Below are 23,747 nucleotides of genomic sequence, written 5' to 3' on the forward strand. Positions count from 1 at the left end.
AAGTGATATGCTCATGCGTAAATTGTTTTTGACTCTATTATTATTTATAAGTGTCGTTGCTTGTGATGATGCCTATAAATCGAGTATTCCGGATGTTGCATTTGAATTGAGTTACAATGTTGCTGTTTTCCCATCAATAACACAGCCTGGTTATTTTGTTAAAGTTGAGAAGAATACGCATGGTATTCCAGTGGGATATGCCGGTATTATTCTTGGTAAGTCTGTATTCTCGCAATTTGGAGATAATAATTATATTGCTTTTGATGCTGCTTGTCCTGTTGAAGCCAGTCGTAGCGTTTCCATTAATGTACAGGAAGATGGTTTTGGAAATGCTGTCTGTCCGTCATGTGGAACGAAATATGCTTTAAGTTCGGGAGGAGTACCCGAAGGTGAGGGAACGGAATATTTAAAGCGTTATAATGTAACTGTTAATGGAAGTACATTGTTGGTTCGCAACTGATTTTTATTATAATGTACGCTCGATATAATATTGGAATAATCTTAATAGCCCGTCATTGACAAAGTTCGTGTCAATGGTGGGCTTTTTACTTTTATTATCAGTTGTATCTTATTGAGAAATATGATTTCAAAGAGTGTTTCCCCATATGGCCCTTATTTGCATATAGTCTCTTTCTTTGATATTTTTAAAGAATGTATCCTGTTTAAGTGGTTCACGGTCATTCACGAGTCAATGAAAAACAAGCAGATCGCTGGAATTTCATAGATGGAAAATTTACAAAAGGGCAATAAGAGGAGTGGTAAGGGTATGGGGATTTATGGCATAAATCATTCCGTTTGTATGCAAAGAATTATTCGTTTATTTATGTGATTTCATTGATTATGTTATTAATAAAGCAACTTGGTGAAGCAACTATTATTTGTTTGTTAAGATTAATAGTTATTTTAATCATATCTTGGACTTTGACTGGTGAATGACTTATGTCCGATTGATATTATGGCAGGAAATATAGGGTGCTTTTTTTTGTATCATTACTAAATGTCTGGAAATATGAAAACAATGGTGGTCTGTTATAGGTGTAAATGTGTTGTTGTACAGTTGATTATGAGGTGAATAAGGGCTTTCAAGCTATAGATGGGATTGGACGCATCTTTGTATGGTGACTTTGTTTGTCTTTCTTTTCAAAACTTTCCTTTTAAAAAATTTGGCAGAAACAACAAAACTCTTTATCTTTGCACCCGTTGAAAAAATGCGGAAATAGCTCAGTTGGTAGAGCATAACCTTGCCAAGGTTAGGGTCGCGAGTTCGAGTCTCGTTTTCCGCTCTCTTTGAAAGGATGCTCGAATGGTGGAATGGTAGACACGAAGGACTTAAAATCCTTTGGCCATTGCGGCTGTGCGGGTTCAAGTCCCGCTTCGAGTACGAGTATTCTTTAGATAAAGCTCTGTAAATCATTGATTTATGGAGCTTTTTGCTTTTCTGTATTTTCTTAAGATAAACTGTCCTCGGGCTTTAAATTAAGTAACATTTCCTACGAATTATGCGGTTCATGTAAACCAAGAGTTAAACCGAAAAGTGTATGAAAGTTACTATTAATGTGTTGTGTTACAGTCTGTATATTGTACTACAAAAAAATGTGATGTAGAACAACTTCTCATTAATACGGCAATTATATGTTCATGTGATAAAGATACTTTTTTAATTTAATCTCTCAGATTCTTATATTGATTTGTTAAAAGAATGATGCAAAATGTTTTTTTCTGAATTCTTTTTAGTAACCTATTCCAATAGATTGTATATATAATATATAAATTAAATGTTTTAAAAAATTTAAGAGGTGAAAAACATGGATAAAGGTAATTAATGTAACAGTGACTTTGATGCGGAATGCATGTATCTGAATGAAAATAACCAGTATTTTGTTAATGTTAAAAATGATACTAAATGAAAAAAAAATTAAAGTGTGAGATTAAAATCTTACTATTTTTCTTATTCCTATTTATTCCATTTTTTTTGAGTGCTACAGCACAAGAAGAGAAAAGAATCAGTTTGGATTTTGCAAATGTTCCACTAAGCCAAGTTTTGAATGAGATTGGCAAACAAACTTCGCTTCGTATTATTTACAATACGAAAGATGTTAATCCTGATAAGATTGTTTCTGTAAAAGTTAATCAAGAAAGATTAGCTTCTGTTATGGTTAATTTGTTGAAAAACACCAATGTGGCTTATACGCTGAAAGATGATTGTCTTGTTCTTTTTTCCTCTAAAGAAAAAAGAAATATAGAAAATGTACAGCAACGACAACAACAAGATAAGCGTATTATTAAAGGTGTAATATCTGATGAGTTTGGTGAACCTCTTATGGGCGTGAGTATCAAAATACAAGGAACCGGTATGGGGACTATTACGGATTTGGACGGTAATTATACAATTGAAGTAGCAGGTGATAAAGACGTATTGGTGTTTTCCTATATTGGATATAAAACGATTGTGTTGCCGGTGGTAGGAGCGACTTCTTTTAATATTATAATGAAAGAAGATTCACAGCAATTGGGAGAAGTTGTAATTACTGCAATGGGTATTGAAAGAAAAGCGGAATCTTTGACTTATGCTACTCAACAGATTGGTGGAAAGGAATTGACTCGTGCGAAAGATGTAAATTTTGTAAATTCATTGCAAGGAAAGAGTGCCGGTTTGACGATTACTCCTAACTCTTCAGGAGCTGGTGGCGGTTCTTCTAAAATAACGCTTCGTGGGCAAAGTTCTATTTTGGGTAATAATCAGCCGTTAATAGTCTTAGATGGTATTCCGATGTCAAATGGAATGTCGGGACAATCTCAAGAAATTCTGATGGCGGCTTCTCGTGACGGTGGTGATTTGTTGTCTACTATTAATCCAGATGATATCGCCAATATATCTATATTAAAAGGTCCTAATGCTGCTGCTTTATATGGTAGTGCGGCCAACAATGGTGTTATTATCATTACTACAAAGAGTGGACGTGAGGGGAAAGTCAAAATTGATTTTTCCAGTAATATAACTTTAGAAACACCTTTGGTTTATCCAGAACAGCAGAAAACTTTTGCTCCTGAAATCGTTGGTGGTGAGGTGCGTTATAATGCTTGGGGAAATAAGATCTCTGATATAACTGATGATCAATTAGCTATGTTTCCTTATTTAACAAAAAATCCCAGAAATAATGTAACAGATTTTTTTAAAACGGGGCAAACTTACAACAATTCCATTTCTTTGAATGGTGGAACAGAATATTCCAGTACTTATTTTTCTTATGGAAATACAACGCAGAAAGGGTTGATGGACAAAAATAAATTTGTGAGACATAATCTTCTTTTCAAACAAAGCTATAATCTGTTTAATGATAAGCTAAAGCTAGACTTATCATTGAATTATGTAACTCAGAAAACAATAAATCGTCCTGTTATTGGTAAAGCTAAAGGTTCACTTCCGGGATTATACCTTACTCCTTCTGCCGTAGATTTACGTTATTTTGATAAAAATAGAACTTATATTGCAGATAAAGATGATCCATTAGTATATAATCCGGCACTGGATCCGAATGTGGAAAATGATATTGTGAATCCTAATTTGGAAGGAGTGGCAGTACAAAATTTCCCGTGGGTAAATAACCCATATATCAATAATCCTTATTTTATGTTAGATGCGATCAATGATGAAGCTTTACGTGATCGTATTATGGCTTCTTTTACTGCTAAGTATCAGATTTTAAAAAGCTTGTCAGCTCAAGCCCGTGTGAGTTTGGATAAGACTCATGATGAAAATACAGTGCTTGAATTAGCTACTATTCGTGTGGCTAAAAATCAAACCTTAGGTGCTACGTACTGGGGATCAAGAGCTTCCCATCGTGAAATTTATTCGGATTATTTGTTGACATATACGGAGAAATTTAAAGAGAAAATTTCATTTAATGCTACAGTAGGTACCAGTTTTAAACGCATTAAAGATCATTCTATTTATATGACTAAGACGAATGATAATACATATGTTTCTCCAAATATACCTTATCCTATACCAGGAGCCTTGGGCTCTAACAAAGAGGGGTATAAAGGTACTTTATTAACTGGACAAGACCTGACCCCTACTACAAATTGGGAAACAGCTGTTTTTGCAACGGCACAAGTAGGATTTTGGGATAAAGGTTACATTGATGTCAGTTTCCGTAATGACTGGTCAAAGGCATTTCAGCAGTTCGCTACTCATGGTAAGTATAAAAGTTTTCCATACTATTCAGTAGGAGGTAATCTTTTATTAAAAGAATTGTTACCTTTTAATATGCCCAAACTTGACGCGATGAAGCTGAGGGCATCTTATAGTGTGGTTGGTAACTCTATCCCTGCGGAATTTTATGCTGCGCAGTTTGCAAATCCGTTAACAGGAACTATCGGAGCAAGAAATCCGACTTTTGATAATCCGAAACCTGAAACAACTCGGGCGTTCGAGGTTGGATTGGATGCGACATTATTTAATAATAAACTGAATTTAGACGTAACTATATATCAGAGTACTATGGAAAATCAGTTTATGAGAATAACTACAGCTACCGGCCAAACAAAGCCAATAAATTCAGGTAAAATTAGAAATCGCGGTATTGAGTTTACTACCAACTATAATGTCATTTCTACAAAAGATTTTAGATGGAGTACTGGTTTGAATTTATCTTATAATGATAATAAAATTATGGATACATATACTGCACCGGATGGAACAACTGATGATTGTATTATGAGTGCAAGCGGTGTGGAAATTCAGACTAAATTTATTAAAGGTGGATCTTATGGCGACTTGTACGGAAAGGATTTTGTATATGGCGATGATGGTAAAATTAAGATTCAAGACGGAAAACCCGTGTTGACAAGTGAATACAGTCGTTATTTAGGTAATACAAATGCTAAATTTAATTTCGGATGGAATAATACTTTTAGTTACAAAGATTTCTCTCTTTATTTTTTGGTTGATGGAAAGATAGGTGGAAAAGTAATTTCACTAACGCAGGCGGAAATGGATTTTGCAGGATTATCAGAGCGAAGTGCAGAAGCACGTTTAACAAATAATGGCATGGTAACTTTGCCTGATGGACAACAAATTACAGCCCGTAACTATTATGAAACTGTAGGTGGTGCTCATCTGGATTGCATTTATAAGGGGACAAATGTGCGACTTCGTGAAATCTCTTTAGGATATACATTCTATGATTTATTAGGCCCTTCCAAACATTTAACATTGTCTTTGATTGCACGTAATATCGGATTCTTGTATAAGGATTCACCAGTAGATCCGGATATATCTGCTACTGCTGCTAATGCTTTTGGCGGAGTCGATTCGTTTACACTACCGACTACCCGTAGTTTCGGTTTTAATATAAAATTAACCTATTAATTGATTTTTGAAGATGAAAAAAATATATAAATCAATATTCTTTTATGGCTTATTGGCTACCACCTCTTTAATAATGGGAAGTTGTGGGGATGCGTTTGATTATCCGGATTGGCAAATTATTGATGATAAGCAGAGTGATACTTCAGGAGGTGATGGAATTGATATGGGAGATGTTTCTGATGAGGTATTGGAAGGAGAACTACGCCAAGCAATGGAATATGTGATTGATTTTAGAGAACATAAATATCAATATCAGCGTAATACCAATATAGATGTATTTGCAGGATATTGCACTGTTTCAAAAAGTAAATTCGACTTTGGCCAACCTCTATATCATACGTATGATTATCCGAATGGGTATTATGGTGGTCCTCTTGGTGAGAGTCAGAAATTATTTCCGCAACTTTATCACGCTTATTTTTTTGCAGAAAGTCATGGAAATCCAGAATGGAAAGCAATCGCTCAAATTTTGTATGCTTACAGTATGCATGAATTAGTTGATTTCTTTGGTGTGATTCCTTATAATGACTATCGAAAATTGAAAGAGACCAATCCACTTGAATATTTGTCTTGTGAGGATACATATAAGGCAATCTTTACTGACTTGGAAGAGGCGATTGCTACTTTGAAAGAAAAAAAACCGTCTGCTGAAATGTTGAAACGGGTAGAAGGTGAAAAAGAAGGGTATTCAAAAGGTGATTGGAAGAATTGGGTGAGGTTTGCCAATTCTATACGGCTGAGAATGGCATTGAATATGGTAAAAGTGAATCCGGGAGACGCACAGACTATTGCGGAAAGTGCTGCTAATGATGAAATAGGGTTGCTTACTGAAGATTTTGGATTGCCTACGGATAATGGTAGTACTTATCAACATCCTCTTCATAAAATTAGTGCCGAGTGGGAGGATTCTCGTTTAGGAGCTTCTTTAGAAAACATCATGAAACGTTATAATAATCCGTTGCTTGAAGTGTGGTTTTCTAAAAATGGAGCGGTTATTAATTCTAAAACATCTGGTAAAAAAACACTGGATGTTGCAAAAGAGTGTGTCGGTATGCGTCAAGGATGCTCTGTTGACCCGAGTCCGGCAGAGAACGGTTACAAGGCATTCTCTAAATTTCAAGTGAAATATATGCCGCGTAATTTCTTTAAAGTGACTGAGGTCCTTTTTCTTCTTTCTGAAGCTAAATTGAGAAATTGGAATGTCGGGGGTACCAGTGCTAAGGATTTTTATGAGCAAGGTATCAGAAAGGTTTTTGAAGAGAATGGGTTATCTGGTGCGGCTGATGCTTATTTGAAACAGACGGCTGCTAATACGAAAATAGTTTATAAAGATTATTATCAGCCTGAATTTAGTGAAACGGATCAAACCCGTGGTGTGCAAGTTGGGGTAAAATGGGATGAGGGGGACTCTGACGAAGTGAAATTAGAGAAGATTGTCACTCAAAAGTATATTGCTAATTTCCCACAGTCAGCTGAGGCATGGACTACATTCCGTCGTACAGGATATCCCAGACTGTTTCCTGTTGTAGAAGAAGTGAACGGAGTGCCCAGGAATTGGCCGGATAAATCATTTGATAATGAATTGCAGATACGCCGTATCCCGTTTGGTGAAAGCACTTCGAATGAGCAAGTGAATATTCCTAATATTGAAGTTGCGCTTGGAGGAGATAATACCGCTGGTACTCGTGTTTGGTGGGATGTACCGACAGAAGGACGCGATGAAAATAATCGTATCATTCCAAAGAATTTTTAATAGCTAACTATTAATAAAAAAAATATGATAACTAAGAAATATGTATATTTTATCTTGACATTATTTACTGCCTGTCTAAGTTTGGTGGGTTGTAAAGATGATGATGTGGAATATGTTAAGATGTCTAAAACCGCAGTGACAGTATATCCAAATGAATCTTATCAATTTCAGGTACTTGCTGAAGGAGAAGATTTATTTCCGGGGACCGTTGTCTGGTCAATAAAAGATGAAACACCAGAAGAGGGCATACAAGGAAATGTCTTGACGATAGATGAGGCTGGTAAAGTAACGGGAGTTAATTATGGGCAGGCTGTTGTAAAGGCAACGCTTCAGGATGGGCGTTATTTGCTGGCGATTGTGACAGTAGCAGAACGTATTGGTCCAACTGACCCGACTTTCTCGTTTGAACAAAGTAAATATTATATTAATCCGAGTACTATTTCAGATTCATTGGTTCTAACTATTGATCCGGATTTATTGAAACTCTATCCATTAGAATTTATATCTTCTGATGAGGCGGTTCTGTTAGTGGATGATGCAAGCAAATTGCAAGAAACTACTCAAGAGGGTACCTATAAAATAGGTATTCATCCACAAAATGTGCAACAAGAAGAACCTATAAAGATAACGGCTAAGTTAGGGGGAGCAGAAATAGAATGTGAAGTATATGTAAAAGTAAAATTGTATTTATCGTTAATGTCTTTTACAGGAGCTGATATTACAGAGATTGAACAGAGCAGTTATAAATTTACTATTAATAATGATGATAAGGGGAAAGACACGATTGTAGTATATTATAAAGCATATCCGGATGACCAGACGACTATTAATAGCATTGATTTTAAAGTAACGACTTCAGGTGAAGGGTTGGTCGTGAATAAACGTGGACTTAGTGAAGAGGCTCCTGGAGAATATTTTATTGTAGTTACTTCCGGAGGAGTGCCGGGGAATGCAGTTGTGACAGTGGAAGCGGAAGGGCGAAAAGTAACAGCAAGTTGTGAGATTTATGATAAGAACGACTATTATGTTGAATCTGTGACAATGCTTAATTCACAATATACAATAGAAGATGTTCTTTTCTATAATTTGTTTCCGGAAGTTGATGTAGCACCCTTTGGCATTACAGATTACTGGCCTATAAAGTGGTCTTCTTCTGATGAAAATATAGCAACGGTAGGCAGTGAAGGATTAGTTGTATTCCGCTCACCAGGGGAAGTGGATATTATTGCTACGTCAAGAGATAAGAGTGATAAATGCCATTTTATTGTTTTATTGAAGGTTACTTCTATTAGTTTTGTAGATGGAACTGCTTCTTATTATGCGGGTGAATCTTTCAAATTAGCTACTGAAGTAAAGGCTAATGTGAAAAATATTCCAGAAGATCGCTATACTTGGACTTCTTCTAATGAACAAGTCGCTACGGTGGATAATGAAGGAGTTGTAACTACTATTGCTGCAGGAAAGACTGCTATAGCAGTTTCAATAAAGGATGATAAAGGTAATACAGTGAAGGCGGAAAAGGAAATAACAGTGAAAGACGCCGGTATTATTGAAATTTATGATGTAACATTCGATGATAGATTCAGCTGGGAACGGCAAACAACAAAAGAACTTTTGATTTTTATTCCAGAAGAACTTGATCAAGGAGATTTCACAAATTATTTAATTTTCAATTTTGATCAGGATGTTAATTTGGAAGATGCACATACCTATACCATAGGTGCAGATTTGTCAGGTCAAGTCACGTATAGTTTGAATGATGAAACTGTAAGTTTATTGAGTGGTACATTGAAAGTGGAAAATGGGAAACTGGTCTTTAATTTGAAAGTTGGAATTGCTGGGAAACAGGCTACCATTAATGGTACTGTTAACTTGTAGAGCGTTTATATTTTCTGTTTAGTTCCGGAGTAGAAGTACTCCGGAATATAATCTAATTAATTTATATTTATGGGAAAAATCAGACATTATTATGTAGGGGCCTGCCTGTTAGTGAGTAGTGCGGCATTCGCCCAAGTTCCATCGCATTCGATGTATGTGAACGAAAGTAGTAAGAGTGTGCCTTTTTATGAAGCTTATTCTAATTGGCAACCGGGAACTCCTTTATTTTCAGATACAGCAGCTGAAGATGAAGAATTCTTTATTTCTCGTGTGAAGCCTAAAGAACGTTTCATCAATTCGGCTACACAAGTTGATCCGGAAATGACTCCGGATAGAAAACTGATCTGGTGGTGTCCAATCGGTACTGCTGATGGTGGGGGGTGGAAATCACTTCCTTCTTACTTTTTTGATTCCGAAGTGTTTAGTATGTGGAGCTATGTGGATATTTATGGTAATTGGACTGCTCCTATGATTCGTATGGCCGGTGCTTTTACTGATATTTGCCATAAGAATGGCGTAAGAACATCGACGCTGGCTTCCGTGCCTTGGGCTTCAACAGTTACCGCTACTGATGGTGGCCATGGACAAACAATGAAAGCTATGATCGATGGTGGTGCAGATAAATTATTGAAATTTCTGCGTTATTATGGTATTGATGGAATAGGTTATAATTCAGAGTTTAGTATTGGTAGTGGTTTAAGTGCTGATGGATTGAAGACATTGTTGTCTCAGTGTTTTGCCAAGCGTGAAGCAGCAAAGTGGCCGTATTTTACGAATGCATGGTACTCTTTGATGACGAGCGGGGGAACCGTAGGGGGAGGTGATGCCCTTAGTTCTTCAAATCAAGATTGGTTCCACTGGAATGGAAATCCTACATCCGATGCATATTTTATGAATTATAACTGGGGTGCAAGTGGTTTGTCTACTTCTCAGAGTACAGCAAAAAGTTTTGCGGGACGTTCCTCTTATGATGTATATGGTGGTATGGACTTTCAAGGCAGATCTGTGGCCGATTGGGTTGCTTTGAAGAATGCTGAAATATCTGTAGGTATTTGGGGAGCACACAATATGAATATGATTTTTGAAGGAAGAGGTGAGTTGGGATCTAGTCCGTTGACTAAACAAAAAACGTATCAGTTGATTAGTGAGAATGTATTTACAGGGTCTACTTATAATCCCGTAAATGATTTGAAAATCCAAAATATATTGAGACATTCTACCACTGCTACAGATTTCCATGGATTCTCTAAATTCATTACGGCACGTAGTGTATTAGCTTCCGATGATTTGGCTGCAGAGCCTTTTGTTACTTATTTTAATTTGGGTAACGGTACTTTCTTTAATGTGAAAGGTGAAACAACATTCAAAAATGAATGGTACAATATTGGTATGCAGGATTATTTACCTACATGGAGATGGTGGTTTACTGCCAATTTTATGGGAAGAGATGTGACAGATGTGCCGAGCAAAGGTTTGAAAGCAGAATTTACTTGGGACGATGCTTGGTTTGGTGGTTCTTGTCTTTCTATAGCAGGCCAAACAGATAGAGAATATCTTCATCTGTTTAAAACACAATATTCGCTGAAAAGTGGTGATGTGCTGACTATTCGTTATAAAGTTGTCAGCGGTACAGGTTCTGTAGCTGTTGCATGTTCTGCAGAAGGTAAGGAAGGTACAGAAGTTTCGGCTACTGTTGGAAATAATATTACTTCAAGCAAGGAATGGGTTGCAAAGACAATTAAAGTAGGTACGCTTCCCGGTACTTTGAGATTGAACAAAGAGACGCTTGCTATGCTCGGTTTAAGATTTGAAAAGACATCTGCGGATTTTAAAGTGTTGATTGGAGAAATTTCATTAACACGTTCTGATGCTCTAACTCCGAATCAGCCGATAATTACCAATCAGAAGTTGTTGGCTGCCAATTATAAGGGATTGGATTTCAAAGTGTTCTTTAAGATGAAAGATCGTGATGCTGCTCATCCGGAAGATCCTATTTATAATGAAGATGTCAATACTTGGTATTATAAGATTTATATCCAACAAGAAGGTGGTGAACCTGTTATGTGTACGGCTACTACTTCATGGGCTGCTTATGTAGTGAGTGCTCCGTTTGATGTAAATGGTGATAAAAAGGTTAAGTTAGGAGTATCGGCTGTTGCTTTGGACGGTAAGAGTGAATCAGAAATTGCATGGACAGGATGGTTGGATACACCGGATAATTCAACTGTAGAAGGTATTGAAATCGATAAACCGGTGATTAAGAGTGGTGAGACATTTGCGATTAAATATATTGATCCGACTCATGCACCGGCTGATAAGTGGGAAATTCTGAATGCGCAGACAGGTGTTGTTGTAAAAGACTTCCCGAGTTCTGTATCACTTGAAACAGCTCTTAGTGAAATTGGTATTTATGATCTTCGTATTACTTCTGGGGAAAACATAGAATTACATCAAGCCTTGATTCAGATTTCTTCTGAAGAAGTAGGGGCTATGCCGGAAATAAAAACGCTGACGGCCAATGACAGCGATAGTCCCATTTCAATAGAAAAGGGTGATAAGGTAACATATAAATATATCGGACGTAATGCAGATGGATATGTTTCGCGTGGCTTAAGATTAAATGAAATTGCTTTTGGAGTTCCAGCCGATCAATTGAATTTTAATAGCCAGTCTCCTTTTACCATTGCTTTTTGGTTCAAACCGGCTGTATTTAATCACATAAGCGATGGTACGCATCTTTTAAATATACGTGCTGCTGAAGATCGTTGGCCCGATAGCGATTGGGGATGGCTTTGGACTCATATCCAAGCTTCGGATAATAAGTTATCGTTTAATTTGAAGAAAAAAGAATCTGGAGCAGGTTCGGAAACTAAAATTATAGCAGAGGACTTTACTTTTGTTCCTAATCAATGGTATCATTTGGCAGTTGTTGTTGATTATCAAAATGGACGTAATGTATCGTTATATGTTAATGGTAAGCTGATTAATTCCGGAGGTGGTATAACGAATGTAAAGGACTGGAAGAATTCTTATACGATTATGGTAGGTGGTATTGCTGCCAATAGAGCAGGCTTTGATGGATATTTAGATGAATTCCAATTATATAATAAAGGGCTGACTGCTGAAGAAGTGAAAAAGTCAATGGAGCATCAAACTGTAATACCGGAGTCGTTGATTGGCTACTGGGATTTTGAAACTGAACCGAATGAGAATAATGAAATTCTCAGTACAGGAAGTAATAAGACTTTAAAAGGTTATATGACCGAAATTAAGACAGTTTCCCAGGGTGTGAACCAATATGTTCCGGTAGATATCACTTATGGAACAGGTGCACCATTTATTTCTGGTAGTATCTTTAAAGTTGAAACTAAACCATCTTGGAAATTAGAAGAGGCTCAAATTCAAGGTGATATTACAGGAACGGGTGAAGCCGGTAGTGTAGTAGCAGCTTATCCTTCAGAAGGTGAATTCAACGCTATTTTGACATTGGAGAACGGTTGGGGATCAGTATCCAAAACTTATCGTTCGGTAACAGTGACAGATGGTGGAGTCGGTTTTGCTGATAACGAATTGGAAATTGCTTATAATGCTTACCCGAATCCGTTTGTAGATGAATTGAATATTCGTTTTGCAAACGAGGGTACATACGCTATTGAAGTATTTGATGCTGCAGGAAAAATGATTGATGCAAAAGAAACTACGGTAGCCGATGGCGAAAATATCCATTTAAGTGTAAATGGTGCTGCTGGTATTTATTTTATTAATATAAAACAGGATACTAAGATTCTAAAAGCATTGAAAGTAATAAAGAAGTAATATTAGGTATTAACCTCAATATTATATCTATATTTTGATAGAAGGGGAGCTGTTATTGTTATATAATGTAAATAATAACATATAGCAGCTCCTTTTGTTTTATCGTTTTCTAAACGTATAATTTTTTTGTTAAACTAAAAAATCTATTATTGAAAATGAAACATTACATTTCTTTGATTTCTATTTTGGTTCTGATGAGTATTCTACCGCTTTGGGGACAATCGGGACAATCATTGGTACTGAATGGTACGGATCAATTAATGAAAATCGCTTCTCATGATGACTTTAACGTCTCGGCAGAGGAGAGTTTTACCGTTGCGTGTTGGGTCAAGGTAAATCGGTGGTTAGATGGTCAACGGTTCGTTGCAAAACGGAGTATGACCGGTACTCCCAAAAGTGGATATGAATTATGGGGTGGACAAAGTTCAAGTAAATTTTATGCGAATAATGCTCCAAATACTGCTGGGAATCATGATAATTCTATGAGTGTATGGTCTACAGAATTTGGCAGTTTGGATACTTGGGCGCATGTTGCTTTTGTAGTGGATAGAGTAAATGGAAAAATGTATCTATATCATAACGGAAAGCAGGTTGGAAATTCCGGTATAAAAGATATTGGCCCGTGGTATGTGGAAAATGACTATGATGTTACTGTAGGAACCGGACGAGCTTCTGCAATGGAATATGCATATTATTTGAAAGGTGAAATTGATAATCTCCGTTTTTGGAAAAGAGCGTTGTCATTGGAGGAAATCAATGCAGATAAGGTAGATGAAATGCCTGCATCGGAAGGATTGGTCGCTGCCTATGATTTTGAAAATATTGACGGATTGACTGTTCCGGATGTCAGTGGAAACGGGCACAACGGAGTACTTGTGAATTATCCGGTTGATGGTCCTTGTAAAGTAGCTTCAGCTTCTGTTGTGCAGGATTCTAATTTTACTGGGCGTGGTAATGAGGATGAAGTGGTGCTAAAGGCGGTGTTGGATATGGAAGGAACGGATCCGGTTCAGTGCAATAAACTTACCTTGAACATGGATGGAACTACAAATGTACAGGATGTGAAAAGCATTAAGGTGTATTCTACTGGAAATATAAATAGTTTTGATGCTCGCTATGCTGCTGTTACCGCTACTTTATTAGGCAGTTGTAAGCCTGCTTCCGGAAAGATAAATTGTGAACTTACAGGTGAATTGACTTCGGGAACCAATTATTTATGGATTACATATGATATAGCTGATAATGCAACAGAAGGGAACAAAGTTGATGCAAATATAGTTTCTATCACTACTGCAGATGAAACATATGCTTTTACGGAAGGTTCAGTTGAAGGGGAACGTACTATCTTATTGAAGCGTAAACTGTTATTTGCACCTGGGGATGCCGGTTCAAAGAACTATAGAATTCCAGCGATTATTACTGCTGCAGATGGTTCTTTGGTTGTTGCAACAGACAAGCGTAAAAATAATCAAGGTGACTTGCCTGAAGATATTGACGTGGTTATAAGAAGAAGTGAGGATGGAGGTATCACATGGTCCGAACCGCAAACTATTGCTGAAGGAACAGGAGCACGTAGAGGATTTGGCGATGCCGGTTTAGTACATACGACGGAAGAAAATGGCCTTCTTTGTATTTTTGTAGGTGGTGAAGGTATTTTTAATAATTCATCTCCTTCGAATCCTACTCGTACTTATGTTTGTAAAAGTACGGATAATGGTAAAACTTGGAGCGCACCTCGTGATATCACTGAGCAGCTTTATGGAACGGCATGTACTGTTACCGAGAGACAGGGGTGGTATGCTTCTTTCTGTGCTTCGGGAAATGGATTATTGACAAAAAATGGACGGATTATGTTTGTAGCTGCTGTCCGTGAGAATTCAGCAAGCACTTTGTCTAATTTTGTTTACTATTCAGATGATAATGGAGAGACGTGGAATGTTTCCAAACGAGCTAAATTAGGCGGTGACGAATCTAAAGTTGTAGAGTTAAGTGATGGTACAATCCTAATGAGTATTCGTCGTCAGAGTAAAGGTCCCCGTTACTATACGAAATCGACTGATGGAGGTATTACATGGGGAGAAGTATCTGAGTGGACTGAAATGCTTGAACCGAATTGCAATGGTGATATAATTCGATATACTTCTGTTAATGATGGCTATGAGAAGAATCGTTTATTACACAGTATACCCAATGACGCTGCTAACAGACGGAATGTCTCAGTTTTTGTGAGTTATGATGAAGGGCAAACTTGGCCGGTTAAGAAGTCAATTTGTCCTACCGGATCGGCATATTCTTCATTGACAATTCTTCCTGACGGTACTATTGGAGCGTATGTAGAAGAAAATTATGATACAGATAATATGTCTCTCTATTTCAATAATTTTTCTTTAGACTGGTTGACTGACGGCGCAGATATTTATTATGCAGCTGGAGAAACGGAAGTTGTTAAGTCTCCTACTTTTTCGGCTCCGGAAGGGGAATATGAAAATTCTGTAGCGATTGAATTGACTACTGCTACTGATGGAGCATCTATCTATTATACATTAGATGGGAACACTCCAAACGAACGATCTATTTTGTATGAAGGATTGATTACGATTGAAGAGACAACTACTGTGAAAGCAATTGCAGTAAAAGATGGTTTGGCTAACAGTGAGATTGCAACCGCTACATATACTATTACTCATCCGGGAGAGTATTGTATCTGGGATGAAGATGCTTATCCAAGAACAAATACGGATCGTGTTGTTCAGTCATTGAGTGTAAGTGGGGCTTCACAGGGTGGCATAGCTCAAGATTTTACTACAGTAGTGGCCGGAATAGGTGCTAAAACTCAAAGTAAAATAAATTTTGATAATACGGCAGATGTTTTAAATGCCACTATCGGTAATGAACTGTTCTTAACGGTTGCTGATTTTAATCTATATTGGACACATTATTACGTGTATGTGGATTATAATCAGAATGGTGTTTTTGAATCGAACGAGGTGGTGTCGTATACACATTATAGTGAAGATGATGGGACTTATCATGATAGTAAAGGAGATGTTGTTGATGCAGGAAAAGTACAGAGAGATCTTCCCAGTTTTATAATACCCGATAATGCTAAATTAGGGGAAACGCGTATTAGATTTAAAGCCGATTGGAACAGTTTGGATCCATGTGGAGATGCAAGTTTGGCTAGTAATAGAGGTACAATCTGTGACTTCACCATTAATATTCATGAGGCTGTGATGGGGGTTGTTTCTTTTGAACAAACAGAAGGAGCCACATTGCAAATAATGAATGGAGAAGAGGAAGTTACTAATGGTACTCGTTTGCCTTTAGGTACAGTCCTTTCAGTGAATGCTGAAGTAACTTCTGATGATTATATAATACGTGCAATTTTGGTGAATGGTGAAGAACTTGAAAGCAATACATTTGTGTTGGCAGAAGATGCCACTGTTTCATTGGATATTATAAAAGGTAAACTTGTAAATTATCAGGTGGAAGGAAATGGAATACTTTCTGTATCAGATAATTCATCAAATGAGATTGCGAGTGGAGCAATTGTGTACAAAGGGTCGGTTGTAGTAATAAAAGTGACTCCGGATGAGAATTATCATGTAGAGAGCGTTTTGATAAATGGTGATGACAAGACAGAGGAATGTGTATCTGATGTTGGCTATTCTTTGGTAGTAAATGAGCATTTGGATATTATTGCGAAATTTGCAATTGATTCTTATTCATTGAATTATTCTTGTAATGAAGAGTTTGGAAAGATGATTGTGCAAAAATCGAATGGAGATGATGTAATTTCCGGAGACTTAATACCTTATAATGAAAAGGTGACATTTACACTTCAACCGGCTGTTAGATGTTATGTTGCAAGTGTAATGATTGATGGTGAAGAAAAGATGGATGAGATATTAACTAATAAATCATTCTCACTGAATATTACAAAAGAGACTACTGTTCAAGTGGTATATGAAGCCGAGAAATATTCCTTGACTTTGGCAAACGATACGCCAAAGAAAGGTAAACTAATGGTTAAAAGACTAAGTGACGACATCGAATTGGAGGATCAGAGTGAAATTATTTATGATGAGGAATTGCTTATTGCTTGGTTGCCTGAAGAGGGTTGTGAATTGGCCGAATTATGGATAAAAGAAGGTGAAGATGATGAATATGATTTAATTGAGGCTGGGCTGCTGGAAGAATTAGGTGATAGTAAAGAATTTTCTTATCAAGTATTCGCAAATGTTGCTCTTCGTGCAGTATTCAGTGGTACGGTTTCTATTACTAATACGGAAATAGCTAATACGACGGTCTATACAAAAGATGGAAAATTAATTGTTAAAGATGGAAAAGTTGGTTGTGAAGTATTTGTCTATGATGTTTTAGGTCAGGTTGTGAAATCTTTCATCATTGAGAATGCGTTAGAAACAGTTCAACTGGGAACAACATCCTCTTTATATCTGGTCAAGATTGTTGATGGAGCAGATTGTATTGTAAAAAAAATAGGTAATATGTAAGTGTTCTTTTTATTTTATACATGTGCAAGATAATGTTTTTCTTGCTTATATGAATAAGAGGGTGTGTCAAAACGTAATTTGATGAAAAGACAACTTTTAATCTGAAACTTGACTCCCTAAATCAATGATGAAAAGAGCCATATCAAACTCTGTTTTTGAGTAATGATATGGCTCTTTTATAATTGTTAGTTACAATCTGTAACTTTTTAGAGTGGTCATTTTAGTTTTGACACACCCTCTTGGTTTAAGAATATATTTGTGAGTTTATGAAGTTTTTCTATTACCTATGATAAATAGAATTCCCTGTATAGTCAATTGGTATTTAATGAAATAGTGGTACTTGATTTTCCAAGATAGAAAGCTTTGGCTTTTATCTGTTTGGCATTGCAAGTAATAGGAGTTGTCCATTCCGGAGAATTCTCGGTAGGTTCACTACCATCGGTGGTATAGCGTATTATTGCATTAGGAATGGTAGTATTGGCATATAATAAACCGTCTTGTAGTACGATACCGGGAGCGGCTATTCTGAAATTTACTCCTCTTTTGGCTAAACGAGGTAATTCGTGGTAAACAATCTGTGCGTTATATTTCTGCTTAGCGGTTTCGTATGCTTGTTCTCCCTTTTGCTGCGACCAGGTAGGTTGTATGTTCCATGCTCGTTCTATTAGACCGAACATTTTAGGAAACAGATAATATTCTACTTGTTCAAAGCTCCGGATAGTCTCGCCCCATACTTGACCTTGTATACCTTTTATCTGAGCACGAGCTTCTTTTCTTAACGGAGTTTTATGCATAGAAACTGTACGGGGATTCACCGGTTCTCCTTTAAGTGTTTGCTTGACAGAACTGTAAATGTCGTAAGGAAGCATGTCGAATGAGTTGTACTCATTTACATAACCACCCCAGCTTAATCCGTTTTCCTGCTGGTGATTACAGTAGGCCATATCCATATAAAGGTTAGTTACATTACAAAGTATAACCGGATAACCAGCGTTAGCCAATATGTAGGGAACTTCATCACCTTTCCATTCGGGAACGGTATTCCAACAATAACTCAATATGTTGTCGTTTTTGAAATGTTCGTTGGCTTTATTATCGGGCTTCATGGCTACTTCTTCCCAACCTGCCGGCTGAATATTACGTTTAGATAGCATAGATATGACTTGCTCCAGAAAATAATCTTTCAGCTCTCGTATTTCAGTCATTCCTTTTTCTTGCATAAGGTCATGGCAAATTGTAGAACCCGTCCAGGCACCACGCGCAACTTCATCGCCTCCAATATGAAGAACGGTCAGTTTCAATCCTGCATCCTGATATATTTTATCGAATTCATCGATCACTTTCTCTACAAACCTGTAAGTGGAAGGCATGGCTACATTCACCACATTGTCGGTATAATGTTGGGCCGAAATATAGCGGGATGTGTCGGAAAAATCTGTTAAAAGGAATTCTTCGGCTTTGGTTTTGTCTATGTCGATATACTTTTTATAACGTGCATTCATGGCTTTGATAGCTGCTCGTGAATGTCCTGGAATGTCCACCTCAGGAATTATTTTTATATGTCGTTTCTGTGCATATTGTAGTATATCGATAAAGTCGTTCCGTGTGTAATAGCCATTTGCGAGACTTGTTGTATCGGTGGCATCACAACCCCAGGCATAAGCTGGAAATAGGCATTCTGATTCATCCGTCGTATGCCCCCTACGAGAAGCCACTTCAGTTAATTCTTCTAATCCCGGGATTTCAATTCTCCATGCTTCGTCGTCGGTGAGGTGCAGGTGTAATACGCTTATTTTATATGAGGCCAGATAATCTATCAATTTCAATATGTTTCCTTTTTTAGTGAAATTTCGAGCTACATCCAGCATCAGTCCCCTGTAGTCGGTATCGGGGTAATCAGCTATTTGTATGTTGGAAAATGTTACGGGTAATTGAGAAGCATTTCCAAGCATGTTGAGTAACGTCTGGCAAGCATTGAAGAGGCCATGGGCTGAGTGTGAAGAGAGAATAAAACGATTATCTTGAACTGTTATTTCATAATATTCATCCGGATAATCTTTGTTTCTGTCTGTCAGTTGGGTTAATTCTATAATCGTTTTACCAGTATCTGAAAAGGTACAATTAAAGTCTGCACTTAGATCGTTTTTCAATAATGTGGCTTCATTTTTGAATTCCGGTTCCCATCTTAAATTTACATCCGGTGTAAAGTTAGACTCACCTGTTTTTTTCTCTAACTGTTTGACAGAAGGGAAAATGTCAGTCAATTCCAACTCTGTGTTTTTGTTGAAATAAGCATTTTGTTTATACATATACGTGCCATCAGCATATGGATAGTTCTTTCCGGGACGTTTGTATTGGTACTCTTGGTTAAAAGGTAATGCTTCAAGAGGGATATCTTGTGGCTTCTGCTCTTTACCGTTTTTGTCTGTCATCACGATATAAGCTCCTTGAGGGGCTCCTGTTTCGCGGATGATTGAACCTTTTTGGCGATATGTAAATGTTAAAGTTTCTCCGGGGGCTAAAGGCTGGAAATGCTTCGTTGGTATCAGTTGATTATAGCTTGCGGATATTTGTTTGATCATGATCGGCGAATCTTCCTGAACAAGGGGAGGAGGTACCGATATTTGGGTGTAATATATGGTCCAATTACCGGTTAAGGTTTCTTTACCGGTGTTTTTAATGTAAAAGGTGCTTTCAAAGTAGCCCGGTTCAATTCCATTTTGTCCCATTTCCCAGATTAGAGAAATTGGAGGTGCAGTCGTGTTCTTGTTGGCACAAGAAATTAATATCGGGCATATCAGTATTATTAAAAACAGATTTTTCATATATATATTTATCTTAATGTTTAAAAGTGGGGATCAGGGCTCCATTATCGACAGAACACGGATTTATTTGTCCGTGTTCTGTATCTATTTTTGTTGCAAAGAATGGTTATTCTTCGTTCTTCGGGAATTCAATTAAAGCAAAACCTGCTTTAGGACCGGCTGTTAAGATAACGAGTTTGCTTTCTACTGTGGCCCATGCGGTGATACCCGAACAAGCTGCTTGCGTAGCTTCTCCTAATTTATAGGTGTATACCGGATCTGGACGTTTTTCATTGTAGGCGTTGAAAGCAGGTACTGTACTGAATCCTTCCGAAATGTCGTAAACATACAATGTCGGGAAAGACCAGGAACTTTGTTGACGACCGGAGGTGAACATCAGATAACGTCCATTGTTGTAATTTACAACGTGGGCGTCTGTTCCATGTCCTGCATCTCCTAACTTATCAATCGAAGCCAATAATCCGCCATCTTTATCACGTAACTGAATCGGGGTCATTGTAGTACTTGTGAACAAGTAGGCATCTTCATTGTCTACCTTATTATAGCAGGCATAATAGGTTGCACTTGCAATGTCTGAAATAAATTTCGCTTCGCCTACTGTCTGGAAGTTCGTTATTGTGAATCGTAAGACACCCGCTCCTGTATGGTTTATAAAATAGACATATCCATTACCGTTTTCATCTAAATCGAGGGACATGTTATCTCCAAAACGTCCTGTAGCCTTGATGGATTCATCAATTATGCCGTTAAAGTCCAAAATGAGTTCCGGGCTTGAAGAGGCATCAGCATAATGGTAGAGTTTTAATTTTCCGGCATCGGTATCTGCTAAGCCGGTCGTAAGGTTACAAATATAGATGTGTCCTTGAGATAAACGTCCTGAAGAAATGACGTAAGTTCCACCGGCCATGCCATCTGTATTTAATGCAATAGGTGCGACCACTCCATCCGATAGGATATCACTTGCTTTGAGTAATTTAGGATTGAGCCCTCCTGAACGGGAAACAATTAAGACATGCTCTCCGTCGAAATCTGCACTTCGGGTATCTTCTGCGATGAAGTCCGGCCAAACGGTAGAGTTTGTTGTGAAGTCGTGAACGATAGGTGCGGAGAAATTAATGCCCGGTAATAATTTGCTGAAGCTGATTTCGTATGTATCGGTCATTCCTAAGAAATTTAGCTCTATGGTACCCGGATTGTCTTTGCTGATGAGGTTACCCTCTGCCGTTGTAAGAGTATAAGATGTACGTGTCGGGACGAGCAGAATGCTTTTCAAAGTAACCTGTTCTTCGTTTGGCGTATTGAGGTAAATCATTTTGTCTACCGGGTCAATCAGTCCGCTAATTACACTTCCTGTAGACGTTTCCACTTCTATTTTACTGACTAACGGTGCCGAAGCGGGATCGGACAGGTTGATAATAACGTTGTAATCGGTTATGTTCTCGCCACTGGTAAGGGTAATACCTCCCTTTAATGTTTTTTCATTGGGGGCATCCGGGTTGTAAAAATTATAAGAATCTGCATCAAAATGAGCTCCTAATGAAATTTTACCTCCGAACTTAATATGTTGAACATCAGTTTCTGCTGCTACGTCATTAAATGTAAGTGTACGGGTTGCATCGTTATAGACTGCGTTATAACGTATACCTCCGGATAACCCGCCATTGGCGATATACAGGTTATAAATCAAGGTTTCTCCAGAAGGATTCTCTATAATCGAGTCGTCATCCTTGCATGCTGTTATGCCCAATGCAGGCAATAACAGTAATAATATATATTTTATTCCTTTCATACGTATATTTAATTTTCAGATTGCCATTCTTTAGTTTGAGAAAGTGTGTAGCCATAGCTTTTGTATAAACTAATTTGGCTATTAGGAACCGGTTTAACATAGTTTTTCGGTTGTGGTAAGTTGCGCGCTGTTCCCGTATTTCGCAATATATACCCCTCGGACAAGCTTGCATCTTGTTGTGCATCGGGGCTGATGACTCCTGTAAGAACGATACCGTCTTTTACGGCAGAAGGGAAATCGTCCAACACGATGTAGGCACCATAACGATAATCGGGATTGTGCTGATTGCACAAGTAATCGAGCTTTTTCCAACGTTTTAAATCTGCCGAACGCAAACCGTTTTCGTAACAAAGCTCTACGCGACGTTCGCGACGAATTTCCCATAGCATGGATGGTACATCGTTGGTCGGTTCCCATTTAGTGCGTGCCGGGTCGTCGTAAACTACACCGTTAATCGCTGGTGCGCCGCCGATTTCTTCTAAATTGGGCATATTGACACGTGCACGTAATTTATTGATGGTTGAATTCAATACCTCCTGATTGAATAGGTCCTTTCCGGTGATTGCTTCCAGCTCGTAACAAATCTCAGCGTAATTCAACAATACTTCACCCAAGCGAAGACAGGGCGCATCGGTAATGTTTTGCCCGCGATTTTTGAGATTGGGGTTACTGGTTTCCCATTCGTCATCTGTGAATTTCCGTAAAGAGTATCCTGAACGTGAATAACCATAAGGAGCATTACTTCCTCCTACAGGATAGTATTTGGGACGGAAATTGTATGATAATCGTGGGTCGCGATTCGTAAAGAAGTCGGTTGCGGTGGGAGCAAACCAGTATTCGTTATTGTAATAAACCGGGAATCCGTCACTGCGCGAAAAACTTTCAAGCAGGGATTTGCTTGCACCGTTCTGTTCTATGTCATAACATTGGTTTACCATGTAGTGTTTCACGGTTTTATCAGAATATTCACGATACATGATTATTTCTGGATTATCGGATAAATCATCGGAAGTAAATAGTGATTTATAGTTGGGGGCTAACTGATAGGGCCCTGCCATTACTATTTCAGAAGCGGTTTTTGCTAACTCAAGACATTTCTCTGCCATTTCCGGATTTTGAAGGTAGTATTTCTGAAAAGTACCTTCGCGTAACATAAGTCTGGAAACGAGTGCTGCTACCACATATCGGTTGATTTGTAACTTACCGTCGTTTACCCGTACTGTATTATTCAATGCAAATTTGAAATCTTCTATGTTTTTTTCTACTACAAAGTTGCGGGGATCACGGTCTTTGTATAGGTAGTCCATATCTTCTTTCTCATCGCTTTGCTGCATGACTCTGTCGAACCATGGTACGTCGCCATATTGGAAAGTCAGGCTACTATAGAAATAACCTCTTAAAAAATGACCGATACCTAACCAATGGTTAATGGTGGCTTCCGGTTCATTCAGACGCGGAGCACTGGCTATTACATAATTGGCTTTCCGAATATTGGTAAATCCCCAACTACCGTCAGTTTCGGGTATGATATTGGGAGCATAGGGATTCTGTATGGGGGCGGATATAGCATCATCGCCGACATCTTCCAGCCACGATGGGTTTTGAGCTGTTCCGAATCCTCCGAACAGAGTAGGATAAATGCTGTATAAAAAGAGTCGTGCTTGTGTTTCGGTCTGCCAAAACTCCTCGTCGGTGAATTTGTCAACAGGAGGACGATCGAGGAAATCGTTGCAAGAAACGAATAACGTGCATCCTAATAGTAATAATAATTTGTATGTTTTCATATACTATAATATTT

9 protein-coding genes and 2 tRNA genes are annotated in these 23,747 nt (G+C 37.8%); 8 read left to right on the forward strand and 3 right to left on the reverse strand.

Going from position 1 to position 23,747, the window contains the following annotated elements; translation table 11 throughout:
- Window positions 1-13 precede the first annotated feature (13 nt).
- The 8 genes from RB604_RS06555 (at window position 14) to RB604_RS06590 (ending at window position 17,335) form a co-directional block, all read left to right on the forward strand.
- Window positions 14-460, forward strand: coding sequence for a Rieske (2Fe-2S) protein (locus tag RB604_RS06555; RefSeq protein WP_007479012.1), 447 nt, complete (start codon window positions 14-16; stop codon window positions 458-460).
- A gap of 750 nt (window positions 461-1,210) precedes the next feature.
- Window positions 1,211-1,283 (forward strand) — tRNA-Gly (locus RB604_RS06560).
- A gap of 14 nt (window positions 1,284-1,297) precedes the next feature.
- A tRNA-Leu gene (locus tag RB604_RS06565) sits at window positions 1,298-1,381 on the forward strand.
- A 522-nt stretch (window positions 1,382-1,903) separates the two neighbouring features.
- Complete coding sequence (locus tag RB604_RS06570) at window positions 1,904-5,374, forward strand: SusC/RagA family TonB-linked outer membrane protein (protein WP_005926737.1); 3,471 nt, start codon at window positions 1,904-1,906, stop codon at window positions 5,372-5,374.
- 13 nt (window positions 5,375-5,387) lie between these two features.
- Window positions 5,388-7,127 (forward strand): SusD/RagB family nutrient-binding outer membrane lipoprotein, encoded by a 1,740-nt coding sequence (locus RB604_RS06575; RefSeq protein ID WP_007479011.1) that lies wholly within the window; start codon window positions 5,388-5,390, stop codon window positions 7,125-7,127.
- A gap of 24 nt (window positions 7,128-7,151) precedes the next feature.
- On the forward strand, window positions 7,152-9,005 hold the full coding sequence (locus RB604_RS06580; RefSeq protein WP_005926731.1) for an Ig-like domain-containing protein: 1,854 nt from the start codon (window positions 7,152-7,154) through the stop codon (window positions 9,003-9,005).
- Between the two features lie 69 nt (window positions 9,006-9,074).
- Window positions 9,075-12,821, forward strand: a complete 3,747-nt coding sequence (locus RB604_RS06585) for an endo-beta-N-acetylglucosaminidase (RefSeq protein ID WP_122282109.1) — start codon at window positions 9,075-9,077, stop codon at window positions 12,819-12,821.
- Between the two features lie 155 nt (window positions 12,822-12,976).
- The gene (locus RB604_RS06590) at window positions 12,977-17,335 is read left to right on the forward strand and encodes an exo-alpha-sialidase (protein ID WP_055293425.1); all 4,359 of its coding nucleotides are present in this window, start codon (window positions 12,977-12,979) and stop codon (window positions 17,333-17,335) included.
- Window positions 17,336-17,646: 311 nt separating this feature from the next.
- Here RB604_RS06590 and RB604_RS06595 read toward each other — a convergent pair whose 3' ends face one another.
- The 3 genes from RB604_RS06595 to RB604_RS06605 form a co-directional block, all read right to left on the reverse strand.
- Window positions 17,647-20,160 carry a family 20 glycosylhydrolase gene (locus RB604_RS06595; RefSeq protein ID WP_007479006.1) on the reverse strand — a complete coding sequence of 838 codons (2,514 nt, stop codon included), beginning with the start codon at window positions 20,158-20,160 and terminating at the stop codon, window positions 17,647-17,649.
- A gap of 106 nt (window positions 20,161-20,266) precedes the next feature.
- Entirely contained in the window at window positions 20,267-21,949 is a 1,683-nt protein-coding gene (locus tag RB604_RS06600) for a DUF4623 domain-containing protein (RefSeq protein ID WP_007479005.1), read from the reverse strand.
- An 8-nt stretch (window positions 21,950-21,957) separates the two neighbouring features.
- Window positions 21,958-23,733: a RagB/SusD family nutrient uptake outer membrane protein gene (locus RB604_RS06605; RefSeq protein ID WP_007479004.1), complete on the reverse strand. Its 1,776-nt coding sequence runs from the start codon at window positions 23,731-23,733 to the stop codon at window positions 21,958-21,960.
- Window positions 23,734-23,747 lie beyond the last annotated feature (14 nt).

It is taken from the genome of Bacteroides salyersiae, from assembly GCF_031172035.1.
GTDB lineage: Bacteria > Bacteroidota > Bacteroidia > Bacteroidales > Bacteroidaceae > Bacteroides > Bacteroides salyersiae.

Excerpts from the sequence above, each read along its gene's own strand:
- RB604_RS06575 (WP_007479011.1), top strand. The coding sequence starts at position 5,388 with ATGAAAAAAATATATAAATCAATATTCTTTTATGGCTTATTGGCTACC.
- RB604_RS06555 (WP_007479012.1), top strand. The coding sequence starts at position 14 with ATGCGTAAATTGTTTTTGACTCTATTATTATTTATAAGTGTCGTTGCT.
- RB604_RS06590 (WP_055293425.1), top strand. The coding sequence starts at position 12,977 with ATGAAACATTACATTTCTTTGATTTCTATTTTGGTTCTGATGAGTATT.
- RB604_RS06605 (WP_007479004.1), bottom strand. The coding sequence starts at position 23,733 with ATGAAAACATACAAATTATTATTACTATTAGGATGCACGTTATTCGTT.
- RB604_RS06585 (WP_122282109.1), top strand. The coding sequence starts at position 9,075 with ATGGGAAAAATCAGACATTATTATGTAGGGGCCTGCCTGTTAGTGAGT.
- RB604_RS06580 (WP_005926731.1), top strand. The coding sequence starts at position 7,152 with ATGATAACTAAGAAATATGTATATTTTATCTTGACATTATTTACTGCC.
- RB604_RS06595 (WP_007479006.1), bottom strand. The coding sequence starts at position 20,160 with ATGAAAAATCTGTTTTTAATAATACTGATATGCCCGATATTAATTTCT.
- RB604_RS06600 (WP_007479005.1), bottom strand. The coding sequence starts at position 21,949 with ATGAAAGGAATAAAATATATATTATTACTGTTATTGCCTGCATTGGGC.
- RB604_RS06570 (WP_005926737.1), top strand. The coding sequence starts at position 1,904 with ATGAAAAAAAAATTAAAGTGTGAGATTAAAATCTTACTATTTTTCTTA.